This is a genomic window from Streptomyces sp. NPDC048523 (genome assembly GCF_043199815.1).
Classification (GTDB): Bacteria; Actinomycetota; Actinomycetes; order Streptomycetales; family Streptomycetaceae; genus Streptomyces.
Map to the genome: position 1 here is coordinate 197,620 of NZ_JBICWQ010000002.1, position 15,765 is coordinate 213,384.

The 15,765-nt window shown below is 70.0% G+C and carries 13 protein-coding genes; 1 reads left to right on the top strand and 12 read right to left on the bottom strand.

Annotation, left to right across the window (positions count from 1 at the left end; all coding sequences use genetic code 11):
• Nucleotides 1-6 precede the first annotated feature (6 nt).
• The 12 genes from pgeF to rsmH form a co-directional block, all read right to left on the bottom strand.
• Nucleotides 7-735 carry a peptidoglycan editing factor PgeF gene (gene pgeF / locus ACGFWE_RS09845; protein WP_393599169.1) on the bottom strand — a complete coding sequence of 243 codons (729 nt, stop codon included), beginning with the start codon at nucleotides 733-735 and terminating at the stop codon, nucleotides 7-9.
• On the bottom strand, nucleotides 732-1,928 hold the full coding sequence (gene ftsZ / locus ACGFWE_RS09850) for a cell division protein FtsZ (protein WP_352382878.1): 1,197 nt from the start codon (nucleotides 1,926-1,928) through the stop codon (nucleotides 732-734). The genes pgeF and ftsZ overlap by 4 nt, the downstream gene beginning before the upstream one ends.
• Before the next feature lie 287 nt (nucleotides 1,929-2,215).
• The gene (locus tag ACGFWE_RS09855; protein ID WP_393599171.1) at nucleotides 2,216-3,010 is read right to left on the bottom strand and encodes a cell division protein FtsQ/DivIB; all 795 of its coding nucleotides are present in this window, start codon (nucleotides 3,008-3,010) and stop codon (nucleotides 2,216-2,218) included.
• Between the two features lie 19 nt (nucleotides 3,011-3,029).
• Complete coding sequence (murG, locus tag ACGFWE_RS09860) at nucleotides 3,030-4,124, bottom strand: undecaprenyldiphospho-muramoylpentapeptide beta-N-acetylglucosaminyltransferase (RefSeq protein WP_352382882.1); 1,095 nt, start codon at nucleotides 4,122-4,124, stop codon at nucleotides 3,030-3,032.
• A 6-nt stretch (nucleotides 4,125-4,130) separates the two neighbouring features.
• Nucleotides 4,131-5,492 (bottom strand): putative lipid II flippase FtsW, encoded by a 1,362-nt coding sequence (ftsW, locus tag ACGFWE_RS09865; RefSeq protein ID WP_352382884.1) that lies wholly within the window; start codon nucleotides 5,490-5,492, stop codon nucleotides 4,131-4,133.
• A gap of 20 nt (nucleotides 5,493-5,512) precedes the next feature.
• Nucleotides 5,513-6,946, bottom strand: coding sequence for a UDP-N-acetylmuramoyl-L-alanine--D-glutamate ligase (gene murD, locus ACGFWE_RS09870; RefSeq protein ID WP_393599174.1), 1,434 nt, complete (start codon nucleotides 6,944-6,946; stop codon nucleotides 5,513-5,515).
• Nucleotides 6,928-8,001 (bottom strand): phospho-N-acetylmuramoyl-pentapeptide-transferase, encoded by a 1,074-nt coding sequence (mraY, locus tag ACGFWE_RS09875; RefSeq protein WP_352382888.1) that lies wholly within the window; start codon nucleotides 7,999-8,001, stop codon nucleotides 6,928-6,930. Before mraY ends, murD begins: the two co-directional genes overlap by 19 nt.
• Nucleotides 7,998-9,407: a UDP-N-acetylmuramoyl-tripeptide--D-alanyl-D-alanine ligase gene (gene murF, locus ACGFWE_RS09880; protein ID WP_352382890.1), complete on the bottom strand. Its 1,410-nt coding sequence runs from the start codon at nucleotides 9,405-9,407 to the stop codon at nucleotides 7,998-8,000. The genes mraY and murF overlap by 4 nt, the downstream gene beginning before the upstream one ends.
• A 4-nt stretch (nucleotides 9,408-9,411) precedes the next feature.
• The gene (locus ACGFWE_RS09885; RefSeq protein ID WP_393600185.1) at nucleotides 9,412-10,932 is read right to left on the bottom strand and encodes a UDP-N-acetylmuramoyl-L-alanyl-D-glutamate--2,6-diaminopimelate ligase; all 1,521 of its coding nucleotides are present in this window, start codon (nucleotides 10,930-10,932) and stop codon (nucleotides 9,412-9,414) included.
• A gap of 190 nt (nucleotides 10,933-11,122) precedes the next feature.
• Nucleotides 11,123-13,099 (bottom strand): penicillin-binding transpeptidase domain-containing protein, encoded by a 1,977-nt coding sequence (locus ACGFWE_RS09890; protein ID WP_393599175.1) that lies wholly within the window; start codon nucleotides 13,097-13,099, stop codon nucleotides 11,123-11,125.
• A gap of 5 nt (nucleotides 13,100-13,104) precedes the next feature.
• A complete protein-coding gene (locus ACGFWE_RS09895; RefSeq protein ID WP_352382893.1) occupies nucleotides 13,105-13,668 on the bottom strand; it encodes a hypothetical protein in 564 nt (187 codons plus the stop codon).
• Between the two features lie 58 nt (nucleotides 13,669-13,726).
• Complete coding sequence (gene rsmH / locus ACGFWE_RS09900; RefSeq protein WP_352382894.1) at nucleotides 13,727-14,683, bottom strand: 16S rRNA (cytosine(1402)-N(4))-methyltransferase RsmH; 957 nt, start codon at nucleotides 14,681-14,683, stop codon at nucleotides 13,727-13,729.
• Nucleotides 14,684-15,036: 353 nt separating this feature from the next.
• Here rsmH and ACGFWE_RS09905 point away from each other — a divergent pair, with 353 nt between their 5' ends.
• Nucleotides 15,037-15,642 (top strand): beta-class carbonic anhydrase, encoded by a 606-nt coding sequence (locus tag ACGFWE_RS09905; protein ID WP_393599178.1) that lies wholly within the window; start codon nucleotides 15,037-15,039, stop codon nucleotides 15,640-15,642.
• Nucleotides 15,643-15,765: the final 123 nt, after the last annotated feature.

Here is a 15,765-nt window from a genome sequence, read left to right on the forward strand (position 1 = left end):
GCCCCATCAGTCCAGCCAGACATATCCCGCGAGTCGCCCCGTGGTGCGATCGCGACGATACGAGAAGTGGTCGCCCGACTCCAGCGTGCACACCGGCGACTGCTGCCGGTCGCGCACCCCGAGCCGGTCGAGTTGCGCGTGCACTCCGGCGGTCACGTCGACCGCGGGAGTGCCCCAACTCGTTTCGGAGTGCACCGCGGGTTCGACGGCGGCGACGTCGGCGCGCATCTCCTCGGGCACTTCGTAGCACCTGCCGCAGACGGCGGGTCCGGTGCGGGCGACGATCCGGGCGGGATCGGCGCCGAGTTCGGTCATCGCGCGTAGCGCGGCCGGGACGACTCCGGCGATCATGCCGGGCCGGCCGGCGTGGGCCGCCGCGGCGATCCCGGCGACCGGGTCGGCAAGCAGCACCGGGGTGCAGTCGGCGGTGAGGACGGCGAGGGCGAGACCGCGTTCGGCGGTGACGACCGCGTCGACCCGGGGCACCGGCTTCTCGCCCCACGGCTCCGAGACCACCACGACGTCCGCCCCGTGCACCTGGTTCATCCAGACCACCCGGGCCGGATCGAGACCGAGCGACTTGGCGGCCAGTTCGCGGTTGGTCCCCACGGCTTCGGGGTCGTCGCCGACCGCCCCGCCGAGGTTGAGCTCCTCATACGGAGCGGCGCTCACCCCGCCCCACCGGTCGGTGAAGGCGAAGTGCGCGCCGCTCACGCTCTCGCGCTGTCCTATCACTTCAGGAAGTCCGGCACGTCCAGCTCCTCGGCCGCGCTGTCCGAGTAGCTCCGGGACGGCGGGACGGGCGGCGCGACCGGGAGGTCGGCGGCCGGCTCGGGCGCGGGCTCCGGGTCCTCCTTCGGCGTGACGCTGCCGAGCGAGCCGAAGGACGGACGGCTCTCGGTCTGCCGTACCGGAGTGGGCTCCTCGCGGCGGGACGGGGCCGAGGAGGAACCCATGACCGTCTCGCGGCGGGCGGGCGGCTGGCCCCCGTCGAAACCTGCGGCGATCACGGTGACGCGGACCTCGTCGCCGAGGGCGTCGTCGATGACCGCGCCGAAAATGATGTTCGCCTCGGGGTGGGCGGCCTCGCTGACCAGCTGGGCCGCTTCGTTGATCTCGAACAGGCCGAGGTCGCTGCCGCCGGAGATGGAGAGCAGCACGCCCCGGGCGCCGTCGATGGACGCCTCGAGCAGTGGCGAGGAGATCGCCATCTCGGCGGCGGCCACCGCGCGGTCGTCGCCGCGGGCCGAGCCGATGCCCATGAGCGCCGAACCGGCCTCGGACATGACCGACTTGACGTCGGCGAAGTCGAGGTTGATCAGGCCGGGCGTGGTGATGAGGTCGGTGATGCCCTGGACACCGGAGAGCAGGACCTGGTCGGCCGACTTGAAGGCGTCGAGGACCGAGACCTGGCGGTCCGAGATGGACAGCAGCCGGTCGTTGGGGATGACGATGAGGGTGTCGACCTCTTCGCGGAGTTCCGCGATGCCGTCCTCGGCCTGGTTGGCGCGGCGCCGGCCCTCGAAGGTGAAGGGGCGGGTGACCACGCCGATGGTGAGGGCGCCCAGAGTGCGGGCGATGTTCGCCACGACGGGCGCGCCGCCGGTGCCGGTGCCGCCGCCTTCACCGGCCGTCACGAAGACCATGTCGGCCCCCTTGAGGACCTCCTCGATCTCCTCGCGGTGGTCCTCGGCGGCCTTGCGGCCCACGGCCGGGTTGGCTCCGGCGCCGAGTCCGCGGGTGAGTTCGCGGCCGACGTCGAGTTTGACGTCGGCGTCGCTCATCAACAGCGCCTGCGCGTCGGTGTTGATGGCGATGAACTCGACGCCCTTGAGACCGACCTCGATCATCCGGTTGATGGCATTGACACCACCGCCGCCGACACCGATGACTTTGATGACTGCGAGGTAGTTCTGCGGTGCTGCCACGTCGAAGGCCTCTCGCCTCGAGTTACGTGTCGCCGAACCGACGAAGCACTGCTGCCTCGCGATCCGTCGACTGATGCCGAATGGGACGGTCCGTAGCGCCGACCCGAACCCTAACGCTGAAGTTTAGGGTTACCAGTGTGTCTGTTCCCTGGAGTCTTCTGAACAGGACACTAAGTCGACAAGTGGCGCACGTTCAACGAACACGCCGAACCTCCCGTTTTTCTTTTCACCCTATGTGATCAGCCGTAGCAGTGCCCAACCAGGGTGCTGGCCTGCGCTGATGTGCGTCAACTCCCCGATGACGCAGGGGCCGTGGGAACGCTGACGTCGAAGTGCCGGGCATCCGGGGCGGCTTTCATGAGAGCGCTGAGCGTACGGGCCTTCGCGGCACCCTTCTCGCCGCTTCCCCAGGCGACGGTACGACCGCCCCTCAACTCCAGCGAGATGTCGTCATACGAACGCACCTTGACGGAACGGGTCGCGCGCGCGACGTCGACCGGAATGTCACCCGCCACGCGCACCGCTTCCCGTACCAGTCGGCCCTCCCCGAAGCGACGCAGGCTCGCGGCACGGGAGTCCGGCCGGGAGAGCGCCAATTCCAGTGCGGGGACGCCTTTCGGGGCTACGGAAACCGTGGCGAATCGGACACCTTCATCGTCCACTTCGACAAAGTTTCCGCCCTTTTGGACAAGCAGAACCGGAGTACGCTCAGTCACTTTCAGCCCGATTCCGTGGGGCCAGGAGCGAGCGACATCAACTGAGTCAATTCGGGGCAATTTCCGGCGCAGTCGCGCCTCAATCGCATCGGTGTCGACGGAAATCAGCGGCGAGCCGAGCGGAACGTCGGCGGCCTCACGGACCTGTTCCGGAGTCAGCACCAGGGTTCCCGTGACCGACACACGTTCGACACGGAGCCACTGGGATCCGTACAACAGCCAGACGGCGCCCGCGGAGAGAAGCGCGAGCGCCACGGCGAGGATGATGATCGTACGAAGCCGACGCACCCTCAACCGCCGGGCGGGAGGCGGGCCGGACGACTCCTGCTGGCGTTCACCGCGCTCGGCGGTCGTCGATCCGGCCACGCGCACTCCCTCTTCCTGGCTACTGGCGTCGGTGTGAGGCGATCGCCTCGTACACCATGGCGACGAGCAGCTCGTCGGCGTCCCGACGGCCGAACTCGGCGGCGGCGCGGGACATCTCGTACAACCGGTGCGGGTCGGCGAGCACGGGCAGGACGTTGCCCCGCACCCAGTCGGGCGTCAGTTCCGCGTCGTCGACCAGCAGTCCGCCGCCGGCCTTGACCACCGGCTGGGCGTTCAGCCGCTGTTCGCCGTTGCCGATGGGCAGCGGGACGTAGGCGGCCGGGAGCCCGACGGCGGAGAGTTCGGCGACGGTCATCGCGCCCGCGCGGCACAGCATCATGTCGGCCGCGGCGTACGCGAGGTCCATCCGGTCCAGGTAACTTACCGGGATGTAGGGGGGCATTCCCGGCATCTGCTGTACATGCGGCAGTTCGTTCTTCGGACCGACCGCGTGCAAGATCTGGATTCCGGCCTGCTGGAGCCAGGGCGCGACCTGCTGGACGACCTCGTTGAGGCGCCGGGCGCCCTGCGAGCCGCCGGAGACCAGCAGCGTCGGCAGGTTCGGGTCGAGGCCGAACATGTGCCGGGCCTCGGGGCGGACGGCGGCCCGGTCCAGGGTGGCGATGGTGTGGCGCAGCGGGATGCCGATGTAGCGGGAGTTGCGCAGCTTGCTGTCCGGCGTGGCCACGGCGACCTGGGCGGCGTACCGGGAGCCGATCTTGTTGGCGAGGCCGGGGCGGGCGTTGGCCTCGTGGACCACGATCGGGACGCCGAGCCGCTTGGCGGCGAGATAGCCGGGCAGCGCCACATAGCCGCCGAAGCCGACGACGGCGTCGGCCTTGGTGCGCTCCAGGATCTGCTCGGTGGCCTTGATCGTGCCGCGCAGCCGGCCCGGCACGGTGATCAGCTCCGGGGTCGGCTTACGGGGCAGCGGGACGGCCGGGATGAGCGCGAGCTCGTAGCCGCGCTGTGGGACGAGCTTGGTCTCCAGGCCCCGTTCCGTGCCCAGGGCCGTGATCCCCACGGTCGGGTCCTGCCTGCGCAGGGCGTCCGCGAGGGCGAGCGCGGGCTCGATGTGGCCGGCGGTCCCCCCACCGGCGAGTACGACATGCACCGAAATTCACCGCTCTCCGGACGAACGCGCCGAGGAGGCGCGCCGTCGCATCGTGTTCCATCTCCGAGGACCCCGTGCCGGCACGGCGCCTCCCGCCCGCTTTCTACCAAAGCGGGGTTGCCGCATCGAAAGCGCCATCCGCGCAGCGGGATCGTCACGCGCGAACGCGATCAGCAGCCCGATGGCGAACATGGTCGGAAGCAGGGCGGACCCTCCGTAGGAGAACAGCGGGAGCGGGACGCCGGCGATCGGCAGCAGACCGAGCACCGCACCGATGTTGATCACCGCCTGAGCGGTGATCCAGGTGGTCACACCTCCCGCGGCATACCTCACGAAGGGGTCCTCCGTGCGTCCGGCCACGCGGATACCCGCATAGCCTAGAGCCGCGAAGAGAGCGAGTACCGACAGCGTCCCCGCGAGGCCCAGTTCCTCACCGGTGACGGCGAAGATGAAGTCGGTGTGGGCTTCGGGGAGTTGGCCCCATTTTTCCACACTCGCACCGAGCCCGGAGCCAAAGATTCCGCCAGAGGCGAGAGCGTAGATGCCGTGCACGGCCTGCCAGCAGTCGGCGGCTCCCGACTTGGGCTCGGTGGCGCCGATGCAGGCGAGCCGGGCCATGCGGTTGGGGCTGGTCTTGATGAGGATCATGCCGATCAGCCCGGCGATCGACAGCACCCCGACGAACAGCCGGGTCGGGGCCCCCGCGAGCCACAGCAGGCCGAACAGGATCGCGGTCAGGATGATCGCCGTACCCATGTCGCCACCGAGCATGATCAGCCCGAGCAGCAGGAAGGCGACCGGGACGAGCGGCACCAGCATGTGCTTCCACTGGGTCAGCAGTTTCTTGTCCTGCTTGCGGGCGAGCAGGTCGGACGCCCACAGCACGAGGGCGAGCTTGCCGAACTCGCTGGGCTGGATCTGGAAGGAGCCGCCGAGCGAGATCCAGTTCTGGTTGCCGTTGACCGACATCCCTATCCCCGGCACCTGTACCAGGGCCATCAGGAAGACCGCGCCCGCCAGGATCGGATAGGCCAGCGCCCGGTGCAGCCTGACCGGCATCCGGGAGGCGATCAGCAGGAGTACGGTGCCGATGACGGCGGCCAGGAACTGCTTGCGGAAGAAGAAGGAGCCCGGCAACGACATCTGCAGGGCGGTGATCTGGGAGGCCGAGTACACCATCACCAGACCGAGCACGGTGATCAGCAGGCTGCCACCGAGGATCAGGTAGTAGGCGGTCAGCGGCCGGTCCCAGGCCTTTCGCGCACGCGTGTAGAGCTGTTGTACGGGGTTCTCGCGCGCCTGCCGGGGGACGGCGGGGCGCCGGGACGCCCGCTGCACGGGGGGCCTGCCGGTCCGGCTACTGGGCATCAACGCCTCCGCTACGTCGGTCAGGCGCCGAGTTCGCGAACCGCCTCCGCGAACGCGTCACCGCGCTTGTTGTAGTTGGCGAACATGTCCATCGAGGCGCAGGCCGGAGCCAGCAGCACCGTGTCACCTGCGACGGCGAGGCGGGAGGCCTCCTGGACAGCCGCGAGCATCGCCCCAGTGTCGGTCCGGTCGAGGTCCACCACGGGTACCTCCGGGGCGTGTCGCGCGAGGGCTTCACGGATCAGGGCGCGGTCCCGGCCGATGAGCACGACACCGCGAAGTCGCTGTGCCGACTTGGCGACCAGCTCGTCGAAGGTCGCGCCCTTGGCGAGCCCGCCCGCGATCCACACGATCGACTCATAGGCCGCCAACGAGGCTTGTGCCGCGTGGGTGTTGGTGGCCTTGGAGTCGTCGACGTAGCCGACCCCGTCCACATCGGCCACGTGGGAGATGCGGTGGGCGTCCGGGGTGAAGGCCCGCAGCCCGTCCCGTACGGCCCGTGCGGGCACCCCGAATGCGCGTGCGAGGGCCGCCGCCGCAAGGGCGTTGGCGATGTTGTGCGGGGCCGGCGGGTTGACGTCGGAGACCTCGGCGAGCTCCTGGGCGTTCTTGTGCCGGTCCTCGACGAAGGCCCGGTCGACCAGGATGCCTTCGACGACACCGAGTTGGGAGGGGCCGGGAGAGCCGAGGGTGAAGCCGATGGCCCGGCAGCCCTCCTCGACATCCGCCTCGCGCACCAGGTCCTCGGTGGCCTTGTCGGCCACGTTGTAGACGCAGGCGACCCGATTGCCCTCGTAGATACGGCCCTTGTCGGCGGCGTACGCCTCCATGGAGCCGTGCCAGTCCAGGTGGTCCGGCGCCAGGTTCAGCACGGCGGCGGAGTGGGCGCGCAGCGAGGGCGCCCAGTGCAGCTGATAGCTCGACAACTCCACGGCCAGGACGTCGTACTGCTCGTCGCCGAGCACGGCGTCCAGCAGGGAGACGCCGATGTTGCCGACGGCGGCGGTGCGCAGCCCCGCGGACTTCAGGATCGACGCCAGCATCTGGGTGGTGGTCGTCTTGCCGTTGGTACCGGTGACCGCGAGCCAGGGGGCCGCGTCGGGGCCGCGCAGCCGCCAGGCGAGCTCCACGTCGCCCCAGATCTCCAGGCCGGCCTCACGGGCCGCGGTGAAGAGCGGCTTGTCCGGCTTCCAGCCGGGCGCGGTGACGACGAGGTCGGTGCCCTCGGGCAGGGTGGCGCCGTCACCGAGACGCACGGTGATGCCGAGCGCCTCCAACTCCGCGGCCTGCTCACGCGCGCGTGCGTCGTCGCCGTCGTTGACGACCGTGACGTGTGCCCCGCGCGCGTGCAGCGCCTTGGCCGCCGGGATGCCGGAGACACCGAGTCCGGCGACGGTGACGTGCTTTCCCTGCCAGTCGAGGTGCTCCGAGGAGGTCACTTTTCTGCTGCCCATCCCGCGTAGAAGAGACCCAGGCCGACGATCACACAGATGCCCTGGATGATCCAGAAACGGACCACCACGAGGACTTCGGACCAGCCCTTGAGTTCGAAGTGGTGCTGGAGCGGGGCCATGCGGAAGACGCGCTTGCCGGTGAGCTTGAAGGAGCCGACCTGGATGACCACCGACATGGTGATGAGGACGAACAGGCCGCCCATGATGGCCACCAGGAGCTCCGTGCGGGACAGGATCGCGAGGCCGGTCAGGACACCGCCGAGCGCGAGCGAACCCGTGTCACCCATGAAGATCTTGGCCGGCGAGGTGTTCCACCACAGGAAGCCGAGGCAGGCACCCATCAGCGCCGAGGCGATGACCGCGAGGTCGAGGGGATCCCGTACCTCGTAGCAGGCACCCGGGTTGGTCAGGGTGCCCGCGTTGGCGCAGGACTCCTGGAACTGCCAGACGCCGATGAACGTGTAGGCGCCGAAGACGAGGACGGAGGCGCCGGTGGCGAGGCCGTCCAGACCGTCGGTGAGGTTCACGCCGTTCGACATCGCGAGGATCATGAACAGCGCCCAGACCACGAACAGGATCGGGCCGATCTTCCAGCCGAAGTCGGTGATGAACGACAGCTTGGTGGAGGCCGGGGTGTTGCCGCGGGCGTCCGGGAACATCAGCGCGAGCACCGCGAAGCTGATGCCGACGATCAGCTGGCCGGCCATCTTCGCCTTGGCCCGCAGGCCCAGCGAACGCCGCTTGACGATCTTGATGTAGTCGTCGAGGAAGCCGACCAGGCCCATGCCGCACATCAGGCCGAGCACCAGCAGGCCCGAATAGGTGGGCGGGAAGCCGGTGATGACCTTGGACAGGAAGTAGGCGACGACCGTCGCCAGGATGAAGGCGATACCGCCCATCGTCGGCGTACCGCGCTTGCTGGCGTGCTCGCGCGGGCCGTCGTCCCGGATGTATTGGCCGTAACCCTTGCGCGCGAGCAGCTTGATCAGCAGCGGGGTGCCGACCAGGGTCAGAAAGAGACCGATGACTCCTGAGAACAGGATCTGCTTCATCATCGGGCGGCAACCTCACCCTCGGCGTCGAGCAGCGCCTGGGCGACGCTCTCCAGGCCGACCGAACGGGACGCCTTCACGAGGACGACGTCTCCCGGGCGCAATTCACTGCGCAGCAGGTCGACCGCCGCCTGTGCGTCGGACACGTGCACCGACTCCTCACCCCACGAACCCTCGTTATATGCGCCCAGTTGCAGCCAGGACGCTTCCCTGCCCCCGACCGCGACGAGCTTGCCGACATTGAGCCGGACGGCGAGCCGTCCGACCGCGTCGTGCTCGGCGAGCGCCTCGTCCCCGAGCTCGGCCATCTTGCCGAGCACCGCCCAGGTCCGCCGCCCCTTGCCCATCGCCGCGAGCGCGCGCAAGGCCGCTCGCATGGACTCGGGGTTCGCGTTGTAGGCGTCGTTGACGATGGTCACGCCGTCCGGGCGCTCGGTGACCTCCATACGCCAGCGGGAGAGGGAGCCCGCCTCGGAGAGCGCGGTGGCGATCTCACTTGCGGACATGCCCAGCTCATGGGCGACGGCGGCCGCGGCGAGCGCGTTCGACACGTGGTGCTCACCGTACAGGCGCATGGTCACTTCGCTTGCACCGGAGGGTGTGCGAAGGCTGAAGGCGGGCTGTCCGCTGTCCGTGAGTCGCACGTTCTCGGCGCGAACGTCCGCTTCGCCGGACTCTCCGAAAAGGATCACCTTCGCCTTCGTACGGGAGGCCATGGCCCGTACGAGAGGATCGTCGGCGTTGAGAATCGCGGCGCCGCCGTCCTGTGCCGACGGCAGGGCTTCCACGAGCTCGCCCTTGGCCTGCGCGATCTGCTCGCGGCCGCCGAACTCGCCGATGTGGGCGGAGCCGACGTTCAGGACCAGGCCGATCTTCGGGGGCGTCAGATCCGTGAGGTAGCTGATGTGGCCGATACCGCGGGCGCCCATCTCCAGGACGAGGAACTTCGTCTCCTCGGTGGCGGTGAGCGCGGTGAGCGGCAGCCCGATCTCGTTGTTGAGCGAGCCCGGCGTGAACACCGTCGGCGCCTTGCGCCGCAGCACCTGCGCGATCAGGTCCTTGGTGCTGGTCTTGCCGGCCGAGCCGGTGAGGGCGACGAGGGTCGCGCCGAGCCGTCGTACGACGTGACGCGCGAGGGCGCCGAGGGCCGTCTGGACGTCCTCGACGACGATCGCGGGCACGCCGACGGGGCGTTGGGCCAGCACGGCCACCGCGCCCGCCCTGACGGCCTGGTCGGCGTAGTCGTGGCCGTCGACGCGCTCCCCCACGAAGGCGGCGAACAGAGCGCCGTCCTTCACCTGCCGGGAGTCGATGACGACGGGCCCGTGCACCTGCGCCGACGGATCCGGTATGTCGTAAGTCTGCCCGCCGACGACTGAGGCGATCTCGGCGAGAGAGAGGGCGATCACAAGTTCATCCCTGGGTCTGCTGGATGGCTTCTCGAAGCACCTGGCGGTCGTCGAAGGGACGGACCACCCCGGCGATGTCCTGGCCCTGCTCGTGGCCCTTGCCCGCGACGAGCACGGTGTCACCGGGCTGCGCGCGGGCGACGGCTGCGGCGATCGCGGCGGCCCGGTCCTCGAAGACCTGGACCTCGCCGCGCTCGTGTGCCGGTACGGACGCCGCGCCCTCGAGCATGGTTGCGAGGATCGCGAGCGGGTCCTCGGAGCGGGGGTTGTCCGAGGTCAGTACGGCGGTGTCGGCGAGGCGGGCCGCGGCCGCGCCCATGGGCCCGCGCTTGGTCCTGTCGCGGTCGCCCCCGCAGCCGAGCACGACGTGCACCTTGCCCTCGGTGACCTTGCGGAGCGCCTTGAGCACCGACTCGACGGCGTCGGTCTTGTGGGCGTAGTCCACGACCGCGAGGTAGGGCTGCCCGGCGTCCACGCGCTCCAGACGGCCCGGCACCCCCGGTACGGCGGCGACGCCGTCGGCGGCGGTCTGCGGGTCGAGGCCGGCCGCGGCCAGGGCGACGATCGCGGCGAGGCTGTTGGCCACGTTGAAGGGGCCCGCGAGCGGCGACCTGGCGGCGATCCGCTCGCCCTTGGGGCCGATCACGGTGAACGTCGAGTCCATGGGCCCGACTTCGACGTCCTCGGCGCGCCAGTCGGCGTCGGGGTGGCCCTCGGCGGAGAAGGTGACGACCGGGACCGTGGCTTCCTTGACGAGCCTGCGGCCGTACTCGTCGTCGAGGTTGACGACGCCGAGACGGCTGCGTTTCGGCGTGAAGAGCTGCGCCTTGGCCCGGAAGTAGTCCTCCATGTCGGAGTGGAACTCCATGTGTTCCGGGCTGAGGTTGGTGAAGACGCCGATGTCGAAGACACAGCCGTCGACCCTGCCGAGGACCAGCGCGTGGCTGGAGACCTCCATGGCGACCGCCTCGACACCGCGCTCGCGCATGACCGCGAACAGGGCCTGGAGGTCGGTGGCCTCGGGCGTGGTGCGCTCGGACTTGATGCGCTCGTCACCGATGCGCATCTCGACGGTACCGATCAGACCGGTGGACCTGACCCCCTTCAGGCCGCCCTCGACGAGGTACGCCGTGGTGGTCTTGCCGGAGGTGCCGGTGATCCCGATCTGGAGCAGGTCCCGGCCGGGGTGGCCGTAGATCGTGGTGGCCAGTTCGCCCATGCGTGCGCGTGGGTCGTCGACGACGAGCACCGGGAGCCCGGTCGCGGCGGCGCGCTCGGCGCCCGTCGGGTCGGTCAGCACCGCGACCGCGCCGAGGCCGGCGGCCTGGGTGACGAAGTCGGCGCCGTGCAGACGGGCTCCGGGGAGGGCGGCGTACAGGTCGCCGGGGCGGACGGCACGTGAGTCATGGGTGATACCCGTGACCTGCGCGGTCTTCTCCGGCTGTTCGATACCCAGCTGATCGGCGAGCTCCGCGAGGGGTGTGGCGGAGACCCGGACCGGCCGGGGCGGTCCCGGATAGGTCACGGGTGCGCCCTTCTGGGTGGTTTGGGACTGATCAGCGTGTGGCACGGCGGTGAGCGTACCGGGCGCACCCGCCTCGGAGCGAAGTGAGGGGCGGGGGGTGCCTTGGTTCCCGGAATCGGAGGTGATCGTCGTCACGAGGTGGTTCCTGGTGGCCTTTCCGAGCGCTGATGAGGTGCTGAGGTGGTGCTGATCAGGGCGTGTAGGAGACGGGCAGCTTCGCGGCCTTCGCCCCCGTGGGCGGGACCTGCAGGGTCTTCAGGGCGAACTCCATGACCTTCTTGTAGACGGGTCCGCAGATCTGGCCGCCGAAGTAGCTGCCGCTGGTGGCGTTCTGGATGGCGCAGTAGACGGTGATCCGGGGCTGGTCGGCGGGCGCGAAGCCGGCGAACGAGGAGGTGTAGCCCTTGTACTTGCCGGTGGCCGGATCCACGCGGTTGGCCGTGCCCGTCTTGCCCGCGACCCGGTAGCCGGGGATGCGCGCCTTGGTGCCGGTGCCCTCCTGGTCGTCCACGACCGACTCCAGCATCCGGGCCAGCGTCTTGGCCGTCCTGGCGCTGACGACCCTTGTCTCCTTGGGCTTCGCGGCGGGTGTGAAGCGTCCGTCGGGCCCCTTCGTGCCGCGCACGAGGGTGGGTTCGACGCGGACTCCGCCGTTGGCGATCGTCGAGTAGACGGACGCGGCCTGCATGGCGTTGAGGGAGACCCCCTGGCCGAAAGGAATCGTGTACTGCTGCGAGGTCGACCAGTCCGCGGGCTTGGCCAGGATGCCCGGGGTCTCGCCGGGGAAGTCGAGCCCGCTGTAGCGGCCGAGGCCGAACTTGCGCAGGTAGGAGTAGAGGACCTGGTTGGCCTGCGCCTGGCTCTTGCCGAGCTGGCCGGTCGCCAGGATGGTGCCGATGTTGCTGGACTTGGCGAGCACGCCGTTGAGCGTGAGGTACCAGGTCTCGTGGTCGATGTCGTCCTTGAAGAGCCGGTCACCGCGGTGCAGCCGGTTGGGCACGATCACATGCGTGAGCGGGGTGGCGACGCCCTGTTCCAGTACGGCGGCCATCGACATCACCTTGGCGGTGGAGCCGGGCTCGTAGGCGTCCTGGAGAGCCGCGTTGCCCATGTTCACCGAACGCGCCTTGGACAGGTCGTTCGGGTCGAAGCCGGGCGAGTTGGCCATGGCCAGGACCTCGCCGGTCCGGGTGTCCTGCACTATCACGTAGCCGCGGTCCGCCTTGGACTCCTTCACCTGGTCGGTGATGGCCTGCTGGGCGGCCCACTGGATGTCGCGGTCGATGGTGAGCTCGACGTCGCTGCCGGGCACCGCGGGGGTCTCGGTGGAGCCCACGGTGGGCACCTGACGGCCACCGGACTGGGCGTAGCGGACCTTGCCGTCCTTGCCGGCCAGCAGGGAGTTCAGCTGCTGCTCGACACCGCCGCCGCCCTTGCCGTCGGCGTTGACCCAGCCCAGTATCCCGGCGGCGAGATCGCCGTTCGGGTACACGCGCTTGGTCGTCGGCACGGACAGGACGCCCCCGAGGACGTTGGCCGTGCCCGGGTCGGTCGCGCTCTTGGTGGCGAGCGCGGACTTCAGGTCCTTGATCTGCTTCCAGACCTGCGGGGTCTGCCGGTGGGCGAGCAGGACGTAGCGGAGCTTCTTGTCCTTGGGCCGCAGCTTGTCGAGGATCGTCTCCTGGTCCTGCCCGAGGATCGGGGCGAGCAGGGCGGCGGCCTGCTCGGGACCGTCGTCGATCTTCAGCTGCTTGCGGGTGAACAGCGTGGGGTCGGCCGTGATGTCGTACGCGTCCTCGCTGGTCGCGAGGGCCACGCCGGAGCGGTCGGTGATCCCGCCGCGCTCGGCGGCGAGCGTGTAGCCGACGTACCGGTTCTGCTCGGCCTTGGCGGCATAGGTGCTCGCGTCGACGGCCTGCACCTGGAGCAGTCGTACGACGAAGGCCGCCAGCACCAGCGTCAGCGCGAGGCCGACCAGGCGCAGCCGCGGGCGGGGGCTGCCCAGGCGGATGGTCTTGGGGGCCGCCGCACGGGGCGCCGACGGGCGGCGGGCCGGGCGGGCGCCGGGACCCGGTCGCGATCGCCCGACGGGGCGGGCGGAGCGCTCGGGGCGTGCGGGTCCGGGCACGCGGCGGCGCGGCGGTTGCCTGCCGAAGTCGTCGGACACTTCCGTCACCTGCCGGGGGTCGTGGTCGTGGGGAGCGGGACGTCCGAGGGGACGGTCTCGGGTGTCGGTACGACGTCCTCGGGAGCCGGTACGACGGTCTCCGTCGGGGTGGGGCTGGCCGTCGGCGTCGGGACGGCCGTGCTGTCGATCACCTCGGGGGCGAGGACGAGCGGCATGTGGTAGGTGACCGGGTCGGCGTCGGGGGCGGCGGACGGGACGCCCTTGACGGTGCCGTCGGGGTCGAGGAAGGCCGGGTCGCCGCCGGGCACCATGCCGAGTTCACGGGCGCGGCGCACCAGGGCGTCGGGCGCGGAGTAGGCGTCGATGTCCCGCTGCAGGGCCTGTTGCTCGTCGGTGAGGCTCTTGGTGTCCTTCTGGAGGTCGGTGAGCTTGAACGAGCCTTCGCTGAGCGCGGAGTTCAGCACCAGCAGCCCGATGAGGCCGCCGCCGAGAAGGAGGACCACGAGGAGCACGAAGGGGGCGCGGGCCGCCTGACCGGGGCTCGCCGTGCCGGGGAGGAGACGCGCGAGACGAGCCGCCCTCCCCCTCAGTTCGGGTTTCCTGCTCACGCACCCTCCAGTGAGTCCGGTTTCCCAACCCACCGACGCGGCTCACGCGCCTCACGCATCATTCGATGGACTCCCTGATTCGCTCGGCGCCTCTGCACCGCGCCGGTGCGGCTCGCCGGTTCTCGGCGATCTCTTCCTCGGTGGGAAGTTCGGCACCGCGCGTGAGCAGCTTGAGCCGGGGCTGGTACTGCTCGGGGACGACGGGCAGCCCGGGCGGGGCGGTGGTGGCGGCGCCGGCCGCGAAGACCTGCTTGACCAGCCGGTCCTCCAGCGAGTGGTACGACAGCACGACGATCCGGCCGCCCACCGCGAGCGCCTTCACCGCGGCCGGGATCGCCCGCTCCAGGACGGAGAGTTCGCCGTTGACCTCGATGCGCAGGGCCTGGAAGGTGCGCTTGGCAGGGTTCCCGCCGGTGCGCTTGGCGGCCTGGGGCAGGGAGTCCCGGATCAGCTCCACGAGCCGCGCGCTGTTCGTGAAGGGCTCCTTGTCGCGCTCGCGCACGATCGCGGACACGATCCGCTTGGCCTGCTTCTCCTCGCCGTAGGCCCTGAGGATCCGGACGAGTTCGCCCGGCGGGTAGGTGTTGAGGACCTCGGCGGCGCTCATGCCGGTCGTCTGGTCCATGCGCATGTCGAGCGGGGCGTCCTGGGCGTAGGCGAAGCCGCGGTCGGCCTCGTCGAGCTGCATGGAGGAGACGCCGAGGTCGAAGAGGACGCCCTGCACGCGCGCGATGCCGAGCCGGTCGAGGACGTCCGGGAGTTCGTCGTAGACCGCGTGGACGAGGGTGGCGCGCTCACCGAAGGGTGCGAGCCGCTCGCCGGACAGGCGCAGGGCCTCCTTGTCGCGGTCGAGGGCGACGAGCCGGGCCTCGGGGAACCGCTGGAGCAGGGCCTCGCTGTGGCCGCCGAGACCGAGCGTGCAGTCGACGACCACCGACCCGGGCCGCTCGAGCGCCGGGGCCAACAGGTCCAGGCACCGCTGGAGCATGACCGGGACGTGTCGACTCTGGCTCAAGGGGCCCTCTCAGGTCCGGCGCGGCCCGTACGCACCGCCGGGTCCCCGCCCGCTCATGAAGGGGAGGCCTGCCGGCGCCGGAAGCGTCAACCGACCGGGAGCGGGAGGAGGCCGAGCCGTACGTACGCGCCGCGCACGTGGGGAGACCGTCCGTGCGCTAGCCGGGGCCTCCGGAAAGTGTCAGCAGGGAGGCCTCGCCTCCCGCTTCGCGTCACTTTAGTCCACGGTGTCTCGCGGTCAATCAACCGGCCTGCGCGTCGCGCACCGGCGCGGATCCGACGCTCCGAAAGGACCGAAAACACCCGTTCGGGTGCACCCGCTCCTCATGTGGGGTACCTCACACCCAAGACGTGATGACGCTCTTTTTCCCTTCTCACGGCAGGACCGCGACGGCGGTGACCAGTACCGTCATGGTTATGACGACTTCCGCATCCGTTCCCACCGAAGGCGCCATATCCGACGGCGGCCGTGTGACCGATCGCCTGGTGAAGGCCAACGAGCAGTACGCCGCCGCGTTCACCGACCCCGGGATGGACGCCCGCCCGGTCCTGCATGTCGCCGTCGTGGCATGCATGGACGCCCGCCTGGACCTGCACGCCGCGCTCGGCCTGGAGCTCGGCGACTGCCACACCATCCGCAATGCGGGCGGCGTGGTCACCGACGACGTGATCCGCTCGCTCACCATCAGCCAGCGCAAGCTCGGCACCCGCAGTGTCGTGCTCATCCACCACACGGGCTGCGGCCTGGAGGCGATCACCGAGGACTTCCGCACCGAACTGGAGATGGAGGTCGGCCAGCGTCCCGCGTGGGCCGTGGAGGCCTTCCGGGACGTCGACCAGGACGTACGGCAGTCCATGCAGCGGGTGCGCACCTCGCCGTTCCTGCTGCACACCGACGACGTGCGCGGCTTCGTGTTCGACGTGAAGACGGGCCTGCTGCGCGAGATCGACCCCGCCTGAACGGCCCCGACCAGGCCCGCCGTAGCTGTCGTTTCGCTGTTGATTTCGACCCTCGGAGTGCCCAAACCACCGCAAGACCCGACATAGTGCGGCCAGTTGTCCACAGTCGAGTGACACGAATCG

Bases quoted from the DNA above. Each gene is read 5' to 3' on its own strand.
- ftsW (WP_352382884.1), bottom strand. From the start codon at position 5,492: ATGCCCAGTAGCCGGACCGGCAGGCCCCCCGTGCAGCGGGCGTCCCGG.
- murD (WP_393599174.1), bottom strand. From the start codon at position 6,946: ATGGGCAGCAGAAAAGTGACCTCCTCGGAGCACCTCGACTGGCAGGGA.
- mraY (WP_352382888.1), bottom strand. From the start codon at position 8,001: ATGATGAAGCAGATCCTGTTCTCAGGAGTCATCGGTCTCTTTCTGACC.
- ACGFWE_RS09905 (WP_393599178.1), top strand. From the start codon at position 15,037: ATGACGCTCTTTTTCCCTTCTCACGGCAGGACCGCGACGGCGGTGACC.